This is a genomic window from Virgibacillus oceani (genome assembly GCF_014638995.1).
GTDB lineage: Bacteria > Bacillota > Bacilli > Bacillales > Amphibacillaceae > Virgibacillus_E > Virgibacillus_E oceani.
The window spans coordinates 59,531-74,006 of the sequence record NZ_BMFR01000014.1; the positions used below are offsets into that span (position 1 = coordinate 59,531).

Sequence of the window (14,476 nt, forward strand, 5' to 3'; positions counted from 1 at the left end):
CTCCCATCAGCAACACTGATAAGAGCTTTAACAATCATATGTAATGCCGTGCACCCATCGTCGATGTAACGTCCCTAAGCGTTACTTAAGTTCATGGCTCGGCCTAGGCTTCCCCGCGGCACACAGAGATGACCACTTACTGCTGCTTCCTTCCGGACCTGACAGGATTCATGGGTCTCTGTTGCGCAGGACCTAAGCGTCAACACCACTCCCTTAAGGCAGACCTTAAAGTCGCTCCACCTCGGATGGGAATTCAGTCTCGCTATAGCGGATTGCGAGTACAGGGCACCGCTGCCTCCCCACCTAGCACGACATATTTTATTATAACTATTTTCCCTATTAATTGCAATGGAAATCCGTGACATCAAGTAAACAACTAAGACTGCTGCGTTTTTTTCTTTTGGCGCAATGTACGAAAAAATTCAGTTAGAAGCCTGCCGCACTCATCCCCCAGCACTCCTGATACTGTTTCTGCCTGATGATTAAACCGATTCTCATCCAGCAGATTCATTAAACTTCCTGCACACCCCGCCTTTGGATCAAACGCACCAAACACTACTCGCTTTATTCTGGATTGTACAATTGCTCCTGCACACATCGGACAGGGTTCCAGCGTTACATAAAGCGTACAATTCTCCAACCGCCAGCTTCCAATCTTTTTATTGGCCGCTTCAATCGCAATGAGTTCCGCATGTGATAACGTGGATTGCGATGTTTCGCGCATATTGTAGCCACAGGCAATTACCTCATCCTTATATACGATCACCGCGCCAATAGGTACCTCACCCGCTTCACGTGCAAGCAAAGCCTGCCTTATTGCTTCTTGCATATATTTTTCATCCGTCATTACAATCACCACATTTTATATGTAAAAGTTTTAAATCAAAGGGTTAAGGTTAAAAATATAAGAAGTACGAAAGGAGCAAGCCGATGAATATTCAACTTGAAAATACCGCAGTTCTGTTTATTGACCTTATTAACGACTTTAACTTTGAACGATCAGAAAAATTACTTCAGCATACAAAAGAAATTTTACCACATTTACAAAGATTAAAAGCATTCGCCAAGAATAATAATCTGCCTGTCATTTATATTAATGACCATTACGACCTTTGGCAAGCAGATTTCAAAAAGATAATCGATCGTTGTACGAATGAATATAGCCGGGAAATTATCGATGCCATAAAGCCAGACGATGATGATTATTTTTTTATTAAACCAAAACACTCTGCCTTTTTTCAAACGCCATTGCAATCGCTGCTGACTCAATTAAACAAAACACACCTGATTATGGCTGGAATTGCCGGAGATATTTGCATTTTATTTTCTGCTAAAGATGCTTACATGTATGACTATACATTACATGTTCCAGAAAACTGTATGGCATCAAATGAGAAACGGGGAAATGAATATGCCCTATATCTAATGCGGTCTGTCATGAATGCAAATACAAAACATATTTAAAAAATCATATTTGCAGCTTTCTCCTCATATAGTGTAAGTAGGGTAAAAAGCCAGAGAGGAGGAAATTATCTTGCAAATTCATGTTGTGGAACTAGGAGAAACCATCGATTCTATTGCTGAAACTTATCGTACAACTACCCAAGCCATTATTGATGTTAATGAACTGGAAGCACCAAATGATCTTGTGATTGGGCAGGCCTTAGTCATTCCGATTATTGGACAGTTTTACTTTGTCCAGCCTGGTGACAGTTTCTATTCTATTGCCCAGCAATTTGGCATGCCTTATCAGCAATTAGCACAAATTAATAATTTCCCAGTTGGAAACACACTTCCGGTTGGTTTCCGTTTATATATTCCCCCACAGCCTAAAAGTGATATTACATCCAACGCTTATATTGAACCAACCGGGGGGACGGTTTCAGAGACATTAATTAATGCCGCAAATAAAACGACCCCATATCTTTCATACCTTGCTCCGTTTAGTTATACCATTAACGATGACGGCACATTGAACGCTCCGCCATTAGATAATTTGAGACAAATCGCTGAAAACAATAATGCTTCCCTGATGCTTGCTGTGACCAATTTGCGGGAAGGTGAATTTTCAACAGAATTAGGAAGGACAATTCTAACTAATCAAACGATCCAAAACAATTTATTAGACAATATTGTTCAAACGGCACAGGCTGGTGGCTATCGTGATGTCCACTTTGACCTGGAGTTTTTGCCACCGGAAAATAGAGAGGATTACAATGCTTTTTTACGAAAAGCAAGGGACCGGTTACATGCAGAAGGGTTTATGATCTCAACTGCCTTGGCGCCAAAAACCAGTGCAACGCAAACGGGTATCGTGTATGAGGCACATGACTTTGCAGCACACGGGGAAATTGTGGATATGGTCGTGCTAATGACGTATGAATGGGGATATAGTTATGGACCGCCAATGGCCGTTTCACCAATAGATGAGGTACGAAAAGTAGTAAATTTTGCACTTAGTGTCATGCCAGCTAGTAAAATATTGCTCGGTCAAAATTTGTACGGCTATGACTGGACCCTGCCGTTTGAACAGGGTGGTGAAGCGGCAGAAGCTGTCAGCCCACAACGGGCGATAGCAATTGCTCGTGAACAAAATGTACAAATTGAATATGATCAGGAAGCCCAAGCACCCTTTTTCACTTATACGGATGAACAAGGAAGCCAGCATGAGGTCTGGTTCGAGGATGCACGCTCCATTCAGGCAAAATTTGATATGATAAAAGAGTTAAATTTGTTAGGAATCAGCTACTGGAAACTCGGTCTAGCCTTTCCGCAGAACTGGGTATTGCTGCAGGACCGATTTAATATTAGAAAAAACCCCGGGATGAGTTAACATCAAAAACTCAGCCACTAGCATTCTGGACGGTTATCAAGAATTACTTATGTCGGAGCCTCCGGAAATTAGCAGTAAGGATTATAAATACACAATAGAAAAATCCGAACTAATAGAAATTCCAGTTGAGCAATCATAGTTCGGATTTTCCTTTGATTAAATACTTTTGTCGGCAGCCATCCTAATTCCCTATTTCAATAGGTTTAGTGCCTCCCGGTTAAACGCTGGAATGTCATCCGGCTGTCTGCTTGTTACTAACTGATTAGCACAAACAACAACCTCTTCGTCCTTAACTTTTGCACCGGCATATTCCATATCTACTTGGATAGATTTAAAACCTGTTGCCGCTCGTCCTTCTAACGTTTTCGCCGTAATTAACAGCTGTGGTCCATGGCAAATGGCAAACACAGGCTTCTTCACATCCATAAAATGCTTAGCAAAGGCTACAAACCGATCATCGGCACGCAATTGATCTGGCGAAAAGCCACCCGGAATCAGCAACGCGTCAAATTCATCGGGATTGGCATTATCAATGGATTCATCAATTGTCACGGATGCCTTGCCATTTTTCCCTGTTACTTGTTTGCCTTTTTCCTTCTCAATGGCAACAACTTCATGACCAGCATCCTCAAACGCCATGAGTGGCTCCGTATATTCAACATCTTCAAACATATTTGTTATAACACATGCTATTTTCTTACCCATGATTCATCTCTCCTTTTTGGAAGTCGATACACTTAAAATCTTCCCATCTATAAAGAGATTAAAACATGTCTATTGAATTCCCATCAGTTCTCGTAGCTGATGGTCGTTCACAATTAAATCCTTAATTGTATATTCCTCAAGCACTGCAAAAAACGAATGCAATGCTTTGTTCAAAACGTGTTTTAGCTTACATGCAGGTGAAATAACACAGTGATTTGTCTCCTTATTAAAGCATTCCAGCAGTACGGTATCCGCTTCAAGTATTCGTACAACCTTCCCTACATTAATTTCTTCCGGTTTTTTCGCCAGACGTATCCCGCCATTTCTACCTCTAATTGTTTCCAGTAATTCAAGCTTGTTCAGTTCAAACACAATCTTACTCAAATGGTGCTGGGAGATGGAAAATGTCTCGGAAATTTCTTTAATGCTTGCAAGTTCACCTTCCGGCTTCATTCCGGTAAAAATTAAAACCCGTAATGCATAATCGGTATATTTTTTTAAATTCATATATATACTCCTTGTTAATTATTTCACAAAGTTGTAACAGAAATGCCTGTTTTCCCTATTGAAACAGTGTATATAGTCATTATACAATAAACATGTATTTGAAATACATCTTTTATAAATTAAGCAGCGCCAACTGTTCAGGAGTGAAATGCATAAGCACTGAACGCAGAATAAATGGGGTTAACGTTCTATGTCTTTATTGCTTATATCGCAATCACAAAAAGCTGGACGTGCTGTTTCTGCTGAATTCAATCCGAGTATCAAATTTAATTTAAAAGGGAGTGCTTTGTTTTGACAACACAAGTTACAACAGGATTAGACCAACAAACTAGGGATATTGTAAAAGCTACAGTACCAATATTGCAAGAACGTGGTGGTGAAATTACAAAGCGATTCTACCAGCTTTTATTTGAAAATCACCCTGAATTAAAAAATATTTTTAACCAAACCAATCAAAGGAAAGGTGATCAGTCAAAAGCGCTTGCAAATACTGTTTATGCTGCGGCGTTGCACATTGATCAGCTTGAAGAAATTTTACCACAAGTTAAACAGATTGCACATAAACATAAAAGCTTAAATATTAAGCCTGAACATTACCCAATTGTTGGTGAAAACCTATTATTAGCAATGAAAGATGTGTTAGGTGATGCGGCAAATGAGGATGTAATCGGTGCATGGGAAAAGGCATATGGTGTAATCGCTGGTGTGTTCATTGATACCGAGAAAGAAATGTACCAGGAAGCAATCGATACTGTCGGCGGCTGGGTTGATTACCGCGATTTTAAAGTAGTTGATAAAGTTGCAGAAAGTGATGTCATTACTTCATTTTATTTAGAACCAGTAGATGACAATCCATTTCCTATTTATCAGCCGGGACAATATATTACCATAAAAGCAGAAATTGACGGAGAACCCCATAGTCATTTGCGCCAATACAGTTTGTCATGTGCACCTGGTGAAGGTATTTACCGAATCAGTGTAAAACGTGAGGATGCTCTAGCAGATAATCCAGCTGGTATCGTATCAAACTATTTGCATTCAAAGGTTAATAAAGGTGGAGTAGTATCAATCAGTGCACCATCTGGAGACTTTACGCTCAATCAAAATGATACAAGACCATTAGTTTTAATAAGCGGCGGCGTTGGATTAACACCAATGATGAGTATGCTGGAGAGCACAATAAAACAACAGCCGGAACGCGAAATCTATTATATTCACGCAGCGCAAAACAGTAATGTACATGCAATGAAAGATAGAGTCAAAGAAATAGCGGAACAGTATAACCATGTTCACGCTTATACTGTATACGATAATCCTAGTGATGAAGATAATTATGATAAAAAAGGATATATTGATTACGAATGGTTAACATCCATTTTACCTTCAAATGATGCAGCGTTTTATTTCTGTGGACCAAAAGGGTTTATGCGCGCAATGTATCAAAACTTGAAAAAATATGACGTGGCGGATCGCGACATTAACTTTGAATTCTTTGGACCTGCTGCTGCAATTACTGAATAAACTATGGAAAGGGTGCCTGTATGGTGCCCTTTTTTATAAATTTAGGCAAAATTAAAAGAGGACCAGACGCATCCAGTCCCCTTAAGTGTAGACGTAAGCAATACACCGCAATTAATTTAAATTTATTCTTCCAACGTAGATGTATCACCTGTAGGCAATCCTAGCTCCCATGATTTCAACAGACGACGCATGATTTTACCACTGCGCGTTTTTGGAATCGTATCTTTCACTTCAATTTCACGAGGTGCCGCATGTGCTGCCAATCCCGTTTTAATAAACACACGGATTTCCTCTAGTAATTCAGGTGAATCCTCGTAACCATCGTTTAATGTGATGAACGCCTTAATGATTTCGCCACGTTCTGGATCTGGCTTACCGATAACTCCCGCTTCGGCAACTGCTGGATGTTCAATCAATTTACTTTCTACTTCGAACGGACCTACACGTTCACCAGATGTATTGATCACATCGTCCAAACGTCCCTGGAACCAGAAATAGCCGTCTTCATCCTTGTATGCACTGTCACCAGAAACATACCAGCCGTTAATAAAATAACTCTCAAATTTCTCCGGGCGCTTCCAGATTTTCCGCATCATGGATGGCCAACCCTCTCTAATGGCTAAGTTACCCATCTGATTTGGCGGTAATTCATTTCCTTCATTGTCAACAATTGATGCATCAATACCTGGAATTGGCTTGCCCATTGAACCAGGGCGAATTTCAAGTGATGGATAGTTAACAATAAGCATCGCACCTGTTTCTGTCATCCACCATGTATCGTGAATTCGCAGATCAAATGCTTTTAGACCCCATGTAATAACCTCCGGATTTAATGGTTCCCCAACACTCATAACATGGCGCAATGAGGAGAAGTCATATTTCCTAACAACATCCTCACCAGCACTAACTAATTTCCGCAATGCAGTTGGGGCGGTATACCAAACCGTTACATTGTGTTTATCAATCGTTTCGTACCAATCATCCGGTGTAAAGCGACCACCACGGATTACATTCGTTACACCATGCAGCCAAGGGGCAAATACACCATAACTTGTGCCGGTAACCCAGCCCGGATCAGCAGTACACCAGTACACATCATCCTCTTTTAAATCAATTACCCATTCTGCAGTTGCATAATGCTGGATCATGGCATTGTGCACATGATAGACACCTTTAGGTTTTCCAGTAGATCCGGATGTGTAATGGATCACCATACCATCCTCTAAATCAACCCATTCTATATCGAAATCGGTTGAAGCATCTTTCATTTCACTAGCAAAGTCAATGTATTTTCCAGAAGTTTCATTATGATCACCAACAAGAACTATTTTTTCCAAATCAGGTAAATCTTCCTGTGGTACACGTTCTAAAAGTTCTGGTGTTGTAATGAGCATTTTTGCCTCACTGTCCTGAAGACGGTCGCGAACAGCTTGCTCCATAAATGCTTCAAACAATGGACCAGCGATGGCACCTGTTTTAAGGATCCCAAAGAATGTTACGTAGAATTCGGGACTCCTTGGAAGGAATAGAAACACGCGGTCTCCTTTTTCTATATCATATTTCTTTAATACATTAGCAAATTGATTACTTTGTTTACTGATTTCATCAAACGTCATTTTTTCTTCTCGGCCAGGCGCTGAATATAATAATGCCACTTTATCCTTTTTGTTTGGATCAGCTGCATGGCGGTCAATTGCCTCATATGCAATATTTACTTTTCCAGTTTCATTCCAGCTAAAATTCTTTTTAACGTCATCCCATGAAAAGTTTTCTCGCGCTTTTTCATAGTTTTGTAGATTATGATCTCCATCTCTTGCGGGAATTCGCTGCATATCCATCCAATCACCTCATTTAAAATTTTGAAATCGGTTACAAAACCTCTTTATAATAAAGGTTATTATTTAATCGCAACAAACATGCAATTAATAATTATTTAAACATTTTGGTAACTATCTTCTATTTTAGAACAATCTGTGACAATTTTAAAGTATTTAACATGATTTGAACTAAAACTTTATAATTTAGCCCCTTTTCACATAGATTGTCGCTACTGCCCGCAGCGTTAAAAAAGCGTACCTCTTTAGAAGAGATACACTTTCAAACTGGATGAATCGTAACTTCAAACCACATTTTTCCATCTGTTGATTGGTTTGATGTACATGCTTTTATTGTAGCTTTTGGATATTTCTTTTTTATTGATTCCATTTCATTACTAGATAAGCGAAGTTCTCGGTGATGAATGTCATCGCTAAATGACTCTGTCAAAAAATCATCAAAGTATTCACGTTGTTTCAGCTCCACAACTATTACTCCCTCCACTTATGTTTCAGTCAGGCGTTTTAAAAGTATATGCACAAGTATAAAATTCATACCTTATCTGGCTTTTAAAGTACCACCGGATAATTTTATCGATCGCTCAACAAGTACCTGCATGGCATCTACACTATATTTTCTACTATCTTCACGCAGCTTAATAGTAGATAATTCTGTACAAGCTAGGATAACACAATTGCATTTTTCCTTACTGATCAGCTCTTCAATGATCATTTCAAAGGCGCCGACACTTACATCAGTTCCACTTTTGATACCATATATAATATCCATGACCTTTTGTTGTATCGTATCATTCGGCGTATACATTTCCATATTATACTTTGCACATTCATTATGATAAATACCGCTTTCAACTGTTCCGTTCGTTGCTAAAAGACCTATTTTACTATTTTCCCCGTATTTTCCAGCTATCTCATTAATCGTTTCTCCGACCATGTTGATAATGTTAATGTCAGTAGATTTCTGCATTTCATCATAAAAATAGTGCGACGTATTACATGGGATAGCAATATTTTCAACACCGATCGTTTCAAGTGTTTGAATATCTTTTTTAATAGGCTCAAGGAATGTATCCCCTATATTATTCAATATTACATCCGTTCTGTCAGGTAATGTTGCATGATTAAGTATGACCATATTAATATGATCCTGATCAGACGCTGCAACCGTGTTTTCAATCACATGTTCAAAAAATACGGATGTAGCCATGGGACCCATTCCACCTAATACACCTAGACTTTTTTTCTCCATCTTTAAACCTACTTTACATACCGTATAGTCTTCTATTATTACCTTGCCCGTTCACGTGTCTTGGCACGTTGGTTCATAAAATCTTCAACAATCTCCGTTTCATTAAAAGGAATTTCTTCTTTACCAATTATTTGCGCTGTTTCATGCCCTTTTCCTGCTATAAGAATGGTATCTCCCTTTTCACTAATATCAATCGCAAATTTAATTGCTTCCTCACGATCCAAAACCTTATTATAGGAAGATGTTTCCTCATCGATCGACTCACTAATTTCATCAATAATTAAATTAGGATCATATTCTTTAGGGTTGTCCGAAGTTACGACAGAAAAATCCGCGTATTTGGCAGCCACTTTTCCCATCGAACGCCTTTTGCTCAAGCCCCGCTTATCACCAGGGGCATAAACGCCAAACACCAGAATAATTTTTCCTTTTGTATAGGGTCTTAATGTTGTTAATGCCTTTTCCAAGCTATCCTCTGTATGAGCAAAGTCGACAACAATCCTGTAGTCATCTTCTTTGTAAATAACCTCAAGTCGTCCCTTTATTCCTTCCACATTACGGATACCTGCCTGAATATCCTTCACCTCAATACCCGCACAATATGCACAAGCGATTGCCGCTAAACTATTGTAGACATAAATTTTTCCAGGCAGATTTACTTTCACGTCAAATTTACCCTTAGGGGTCTGAACAGTAAACGTCGTATGCTCAAAGGAATAATTTATATTTGTTGCATAAATTTCAGCTTTTGTATCGATTCCATACGTAATAAGCTCCGTATCATACTTTTCGATGCGCTTCATAAGCTTTTGACCGTATTCATCGTCCGCATTTACAATATTATAGTCACTGGTTAGGTCAAATAACATTGCTTTCGCTTCAAAATACTCTTCCATTGTATTATGCAGCTCTAAATGATCTGGTGTTAAATTTGTATAAATCCCCATATTAAAGCTGCTATGGGCAACACGTTTAAGGCTTAATGCATGGGATGACACTTCCATTATACAATTATCACTTTTCGCCTCGACCATATCAGCAAAAATCTTTTGTAAATCCAGTGATTCAGGTGTCGTGTTTTTATTTTTTGTTACGTTATTGTTGATTACCGTACCAATCGTTCCAATTAATCCGATTGATCGTTTAGCCTGTTCAAAAATGGATTTGATAAAATATGTTGTTGATGTTTTCCCATTTGTTCCAGTGATACCAATCAAATTGAAATCTTTAGTTGGGTTATGGTAAAAGTTGGCTCCAATAAGTGCCATTGCATCTCTTGTATCAGGCACCTTTAGAACTGTTATATCGCTATCAATCTGTATATCTTTTTCTACAACGATTACAGTTGAGCCTTTTTGAATTGCCTTTGTAATAAAATCGTGTCCATCCACGACAAAGCCGGAAATTGCTATAAAAAGAGAATTATTCTTAGCTTCTCTGGAATCGTAGGCAATGGATTCAACTTTAACGTCCAAATTTCCTTTTACAATAGTAAAATCAAGATCTCTTACTACAGACTCTAACAGCATATTACTTACCTCCAGCGTTACTACCCTAAGTTAATCTTATCTTTTAAAAACCTTCTTAGCTACCTTACCTATCAGCATGGAAGAATAATTTATCCCTGGTTTTGGGTCCTTCCAATCCCAAATTGCATATGCCTTTGGTCTAAAGTATGTCTTCATTATATCTTTTACCGATAATTGACCAGTTTTTACATAGTCTTTTACTGCCAGCATATCTTCGTAGCCATACCAGAACGCACGGTTGGTTGTTGTTGTAATGGCTTTGGGCTCGACTGGGTTTCCTGTTAGTTCACGATACGTGATATAGGGAATATTTAAGCCAAGTGTGTAAATTAAATGATTAAAATTCGTAATCCGTACGTTTACCTCGATTAAATAATAGTTTCCCGTGTCTTCATCTTTCTTAAACTCAATTTCAGCAAATCCTTTATATCCCGTTGCTTCTAAAAACTTCGAGCCGATTTCATATAGCTCTGGAATATATTTTTGAACCGTATAAACAGATGCACCAAAATTGATTGGATACTGACGAAACTTTTGACATGTCAGCCAATGCGTCACTTTAGAATCCTGGTTTAAATAAGCATCAAAGGTATACATGTGATCGTCAAACCCAGGGATAATCCGTTGTACAATTACTTCTAATCCCGCTTCTTTTACTTTAGCTAAAACTTCATTCAGCTCATCAAAATTGTATACTTTAAATAGTTTTCGTCTAAATTTAGCCACAAATGTCGGTGAGTCTACCGGTTTCACAATACAAGGAAATTTGATAATCGTTTCGACTTTTTCTTCAAAGTTATCCTCATCTACACCGACTGTCTCTGGTACCGCCATACCTAGCTCCTGTGCAAAATGACGCAGATTTCCTTTATTCATTAATTTTGTATAAAGACCAGCCTCTGTTTGCGGAATTAGATAATGCTCTTTAAACTCCTCAAAATAGTCATCAATTACTTCCACATAGGAATCATGACAAGGGATGAGCACCGGCTTTGCGTCCTGCATTTTCGCATAATCTATTAAAAAGTCAACAAATGCTCTCGTGTCTTCCTTATAATGGGGAGATATAACTCTCTCTGAAAGATATTTCGATTTCGCACCGTATGTATCCTCATCGGAATAATCTACCGCTACCGTGTGTACCCCCTCTGTACCTAGACATCGTATTGCACTTAAACCTATATAATAATTCGTTCCTAGAATCACAGCTTTGTTCTTCATCATTCCAGCTCCTCAATCACTCAAGATGAGTACTTGTCATTAATTGTATTTCTATCTAAAATTGCAAAAATCCACCTTAGGCAGTGGATAGTGAAGTTATTTCAACTAATTCGGTGATAGTGTCAGATTTAAACTACCTTCATTATATTATAAAACATAGGGATATTATTGTACAGATTGGATAGTTTAACAAAGGCTCTTCAGAATCTTGAATCAAACATAAAGTCATAGGTATTTATTCTTAAAAATCACCAACGTAACATAATATGTTACGTTGGTACTTCTATAAAATAAAAAACATCCTCTTTCATTAACTTGTCAATTATAGACAAGAAAACGTAAGAAAATGTTCTTCGGTTTAGTACATATTCAGATTTGAAACCATGTATCTTCAGTTAGGCAACTGCAAAACAGAAAATCATGTAATCAATGATATAACGTTAAATAACGCCCTCGGCAGGATTCGAACCTGCGACACATGGTTTAGGAAACCAATGCTCTATCCCCTGAGCTACGAGGGCATAATACAAAAGCGTAGCGGGCTTGTTCAGTGGCGACATGCGTAATCAAAAGACCGAAGAGCACATTGTTTTGGTACTCGGAGTGTCTATTGATTACGTCACGAGCCACTAGCCCGTGCGAAGCTAAACGTGAATTTACAAGCTTAGTCAATAATCCAATTAGATTAATATCATGTTAAAAAAGCCTAACAAATTTCATTATACAGAAAGCTGCCACTCTTGAAAAGCGTCAATACTTCTATTTTTTTACTCCCATAGATTAGACCTATTTTTTATGATAAAATTAAAAACATATGTCGAATCTTGAAACTTGATTGGAGGGGGAGTTATGGCGGAGGTTCCATTTATTGCAATAGAAGGGCCGATTGGCATAGGAAAAACATCACTTGCAAAAAAACTTTCTGTCCATTTTGACTTTCATTTATTAAAGGAAATCGTTGAAGAAAATCCGTTTTTAGGAAAATTTTACGATGATATTGATGAGTGGAGTTTTCAAACGGAAATGTTTTTTTTATGCAATCGGTTTAAACAACTAGAAGATATTGAGAAAAAATACTTAAATAGACAAAAAGCGGTCGTAGCCGATTATCATATATCGAAAAACATGATTTTTGCAAAACGCACATTGCAGGAAGATAAGTTCGACAAGTATGAGCAAATTTATCATATTTTAACGAAGGATATGCCTGTTCCAAATATGATGATTTATTTGCATGCAAGTCTTGATACTATTTTGAAAAGAATTCGCATGCGGGGAAGGGATATTGAACAAAATATAAAATCATCGTATCTTGCACAGCTTGCTCAGGACTATGAGGATTATATGAATGAATTTGAAGTTCTGCATCCAAACATACCAGTCATTCGGATTAATGGTGATGAAACTGACTTCGTAAAGCAACAGAACGATTTAAACCGCATTATTAATCAAGTAGCGTATCATCTGAACGGTAATGCAGAGGTTGCTAAATGATAATACAGGTTACAAAGGGGAACGAAAAACAATGAACCTAAGAGAAAAATATTCTATTCCAAACGATAGCATTATTACGATTGCTGGTACGGTTGGAGTAGGGAAATCAACGATGACAAAGGCGCTAGCAAATGCCTTAAATTTTAAAACTTCCTTTGAGAAGGTAGATACAAATCCATACTTAGAAAATTTTTATTCTGACTTCGAGCGCTGGAGCTTTCACTTGCAAATTTATTTCTTGGCTGAGCGCTTTAAGGAACAAAAGAAAATCTTTGAATATGGCGGCGGCTTTATACAGGACCGCTCCATATATGAAGATACAGGGATTTTTGCCAAAATGCATTACGAAAACGGCACAATGTCAAAAATCGACTATGAAACATATACGAATTTATTTGAAGCAATGGTCATGACACCATATTTCCCACATCCAGACCTGCTCATTTACTTAGAAGGTACGCTAGATGAAATCCTGGAGCGAATCCAATTACGCGGACGTGAAATGGAAAAAAGCACACCAATCGCATATTGGAAAGAAATGTATACGCGCTACGAAAACTGGATTAATAATTTTAACGCATGCCCTATATTACGAATTAATATTTCCGACTATGATTTAATGAAAAAAGAAGATTCCATCGAGCCTATTCTAGAAAAGGTTGGTCATTTCATTCAACAATCACGGAGATGGAAATCGAGAGAATTGGTGAAATAATAGCAGGACGAGGCATTACATTACGTATTGCCTCGTCTTTTATCTAGAAAAGCGGCTCTTCCTCTTTGCTTAACTCCATGTAAAATGGATACATGCAAAATGAAATAATTAGTAAAAGCACAGCTATTGGAATTGACCATGTTAATGGGATATCAAAAATCCCCAAAATAACCCCTGCAAATATTGCTGGCATGGAAATTACATTCAGCCTCCATCTTGCTTTTGTTGTTATGTAATTAGTGTTATGACAATATGGACAAACCATTTTATTTCGGAATGATTTTCTAAATGTATCGGAATAACTCCATTCTTTTTTACAATACTTACAAGCAGGCATGATTAATAACCACCTTTTTAACTCTAACTGCTCTATTATATTATTTCGACACGTACCTGTACTATTCCTCTTACAAAATAAAACAAAAAATTGCCCAAAGCGTGATTTGAATCACCGTAAAAATATCCCAAATTTTATATAGTAAAAATATGCTAGGTAAAATGGAGGGATAGACATGGCAAATATTCGTATGGAAAATGATAAAGATATGGTTTTGGAAGCCGATTTGGCAGATTTACAGATCATCATTGATGAGGCAATAAATAATTTTGATCACTACAAAGATGAAATTGCCGTTATTTATGAAAAAATGCCTAAGTTCGACTATAAATATTTTTGTTTTTATGCCTACTCCACGTATCGATTATTAGAAGCAGCAATGCAATTTGATACAAGTGATGTAGGACATTTCCGTTTGGAAGCACCGGATGAATTTTATTATGCATTTTATGGCATGATTGCGACAATGCACACACAAGGCATTTGCTGATGTAAAGTAAGAACAAATGCGGAAGGAGAAATCAGCATAA

Annotated in this window: 15 protein-coding genes, 1 tRNA gene and 1 other RNA gene; 6 read left to right on the plus strand and 11 right to left on the minus strand. The window is 37.8% G+C overall.

The window, feature by feature from the left end; genetic code table 11:
* Positions 1-46: 46 nt before the first annotated feature.
* An RNA gene (ffs, locus tag IEV74_RS14920) (signal recognition particle sRNA large type) lies at positions 47-312 on the minus strand.
* Between the two features lie 64 nt (positions 313-376).
* Entirely contained in the window at positions 377-847 is a 471-nt protein-coding gene (gene tadA / locus IEV74_RS14925; RefSeq protein ID WP_188456177.1) for a tRNA adenosine(34) deaminase TadA, read from the minus strand.
* Between the two features lie 83 nt (positions 848-930).
* On the opposite strand from tadA, the gene IEV74_RS14930 reads away from it, so the two are divergent.
* The gene (locus IEV74_RS14930) at positions 931-1,464 is read left to right on the plus strand and encodes a cysteine hydrolase family protein (protein ID WP_188456178.1); all 534 of its coding nucleotides are present in this window, start codon (positions 931-933) and stop codon (positions 1,462-1,464) included.
* A 70-nt stretch (positions 1,465-1,534) separates the two neighbouring features.
* On the plus strand, positions 1,535-2,833 hold the full coding sequence (locus tag IEV74_RS14935; RefSeq protein ID WP_188456179.1) for a glycoside hydrolase family 18 protein: 1,299 nt from the start codon (positions 1,535-1,537) through the stop codon (positions 2,831-2,833).
* A gap of 189 nt (positions 2,834-3,022) precedes the next feature.
* Here the strand turns inward: IEV74_RS14935 and IEV74_RS14940 are convergent, their stop codons facing one another.
* Both IEV74_RS14940 and IEV74_RS14945 read right to left on the minus strand, forming a co-directional pair.
* The gene (locus IEV74_RS14940) at positions 3,023-3,538 is read right to left on the minus strand and encodes a type 1 glutamine amidotransferase domain-containing protein (protein WP_188456180.1); all 516 of its coding nucleotides are present in this window, start codon (positions 3,536-3,538) and stop codon (positions 3,023-3,025) included.
* A 69-nt stretch (positions 3,539-3,607) separates the two neighbouring features.
* Positions 3,608-4,045 (minus strand): Rrf2 family transcriptional regulator, encoded by a 438-nt coding sequence (locus IEV74_RS14945; protein WP_188456181.1) that lies wholly within the window; start codon positions 4,043-4,045, stop codon positions 3,608-3,610.
* Positions 4,046-4,336: 291 nt separating this feature from the next.
* Here IEV74_RS14945 and hmpA point away from each other — a divergent pair, with 291 nt between their 5' ends.
* The gene (hmpA, locus tag IEV74_RS14950; RefSeq protein ID WP_188456182.1) at positions 4,337-5,566 is read left to right on the plus strand and encodes an NO-inducible flavohemoprotein; all 1,230 of its coding nucleotides are present in this window, start codon (positions 4,337-4,339) and stop codon (positions 5,564-5,566) included.
* Positions 5,567-5,688: 122 nt separating this feature from the next.
* Here hmpA and acsA read toward each other — a convergent pair whose 3' ends face one another.
* The 6 genes from acsA to IEV74_RS14980 form a co-directional block, all read right to left on the minus strand.
* Entirely contained in the window at positions 5,689-7,404 is a 1,716-nt protein-coding gene (gene acsA / locus IEV74_RS14955; RefSeq protein WP_188456183.1) for an acetate--CoA ligase, read from the minus strand.
* Between the two features lie 259 nt (positions 7,405-7,663).
* Positions 7,664-7,867: a hypothetical protein gene (locus IEV74_RS14960; RefSeq protein ID WP_188456184.1), complete on the minus strand. Its 204-nt coding sequence runs from the start codon at positions 7,865-7,867 to the stop codon at positions 7,664-7,666.
* A 72-nt stretch (positions 7,868-7,939) separates the two neighbouring features.
* Complete coding sequence (gene cuyB / locus IEV74_RS14965; RefSeq protein ID WP_188456185.1) at positions 7,940-8,650, minus strand: cysteate racemase; 711 nt, start codon at positions 8,648-8,650, stop codon at positions 7,940-7,942.
* A gap of 38 nt (positions 8,651-8,688) precedes the next feature.
* Entirely contained in the window at positions 8,689-10,179 is a 1,491-nt protein-coding gene (locus IEV74_RS14970) for a UDP-N-acetylmuramoyl-L-alanyl-D-glutamate--2,6-diaminopimelate ligase (RefSeq protein ID WP_188456186.1), read from the minus strand.
* A 36-nt stretch (positions 10,180-10,215) separates the two neighbouring features.
* A complete protein-coding gene (locus tag IEV74_RS14975) occupies positions 10,216-11,400 on the minus strand; it encodes a carboxylate--amine ligase (protein WP_188456187.1) in 1,185 nt (394 codons plus the stop codon).
* Between the two features lie 448 nt (positions 11,401-11,848).
* Positions 11,849-11,921: transfer RNA gene (locus IEV74_RS14980), tRNA-Arg, on the minus strand.
* A 328-nt stretch (positions 11,922-12,249) separates the two neighbouring features.
* On the opposite strand from IEV74_RS14980, the gene IEV74_RS14985 reads away from it, so the two are divergent.
* Positions 12,250-12,894: a deoxynucleoside kinase gene (locus IEV74_RS14985; protein ID WP_188456188.1), complete on the plus strand. Its 645-nt coding sequence runs from the start codon at positions 12,250-12,252 to the stop codon at positions 12,892-12,894.
* Positions 12,895-12,925: 31 nt separating this feature from the next.
* Positions 12,926-13,609: a deoxynucleoside kinase gene (locus IEV74_RS14990; RefSeq protein WP_188456189.1), complete on the plus strand. Its 684-nt coding sequence runs from the start codon at positions 12,926-12,928 to the stop codon at positions 13,607-13,609.
* Between the two features lie 43 nt (positions 13,610-13,652).
* Here the strand turns inward: IEV74_RS14990 and IEV74_RS14995 are convergent, their stop codons facing one another.
* A complete protein-coding gene (locus IEV74_RS14995; protein WP_188456190.1) occupies positions 13,653-13,946 on the minus strand; it encodes a TIGR04104 family putative zinc finger protein in 294 nt (97 codons plus the stop codon).
* Between the two features lie 175 nt (positions 13,947-14,121).
* Between IEV74_RS14995 and IEV74_RS15000 the strand changes: the two genes are divergently transcribed.
* Positions 14,122-14,436 carry a hypothetical protein gene (locus IEV74_RS15000; protein ID WP_188456191.1) on the plus strand — a complete coding sequence of 105 codons (315 nt, stop codon included), beginning with the start codon at positions 14,122-14,124 and terminating at the stop codon, positions 14,434-14,436.
* Positions 14,437-14,476: the final 40 nt, after the last annotated feature.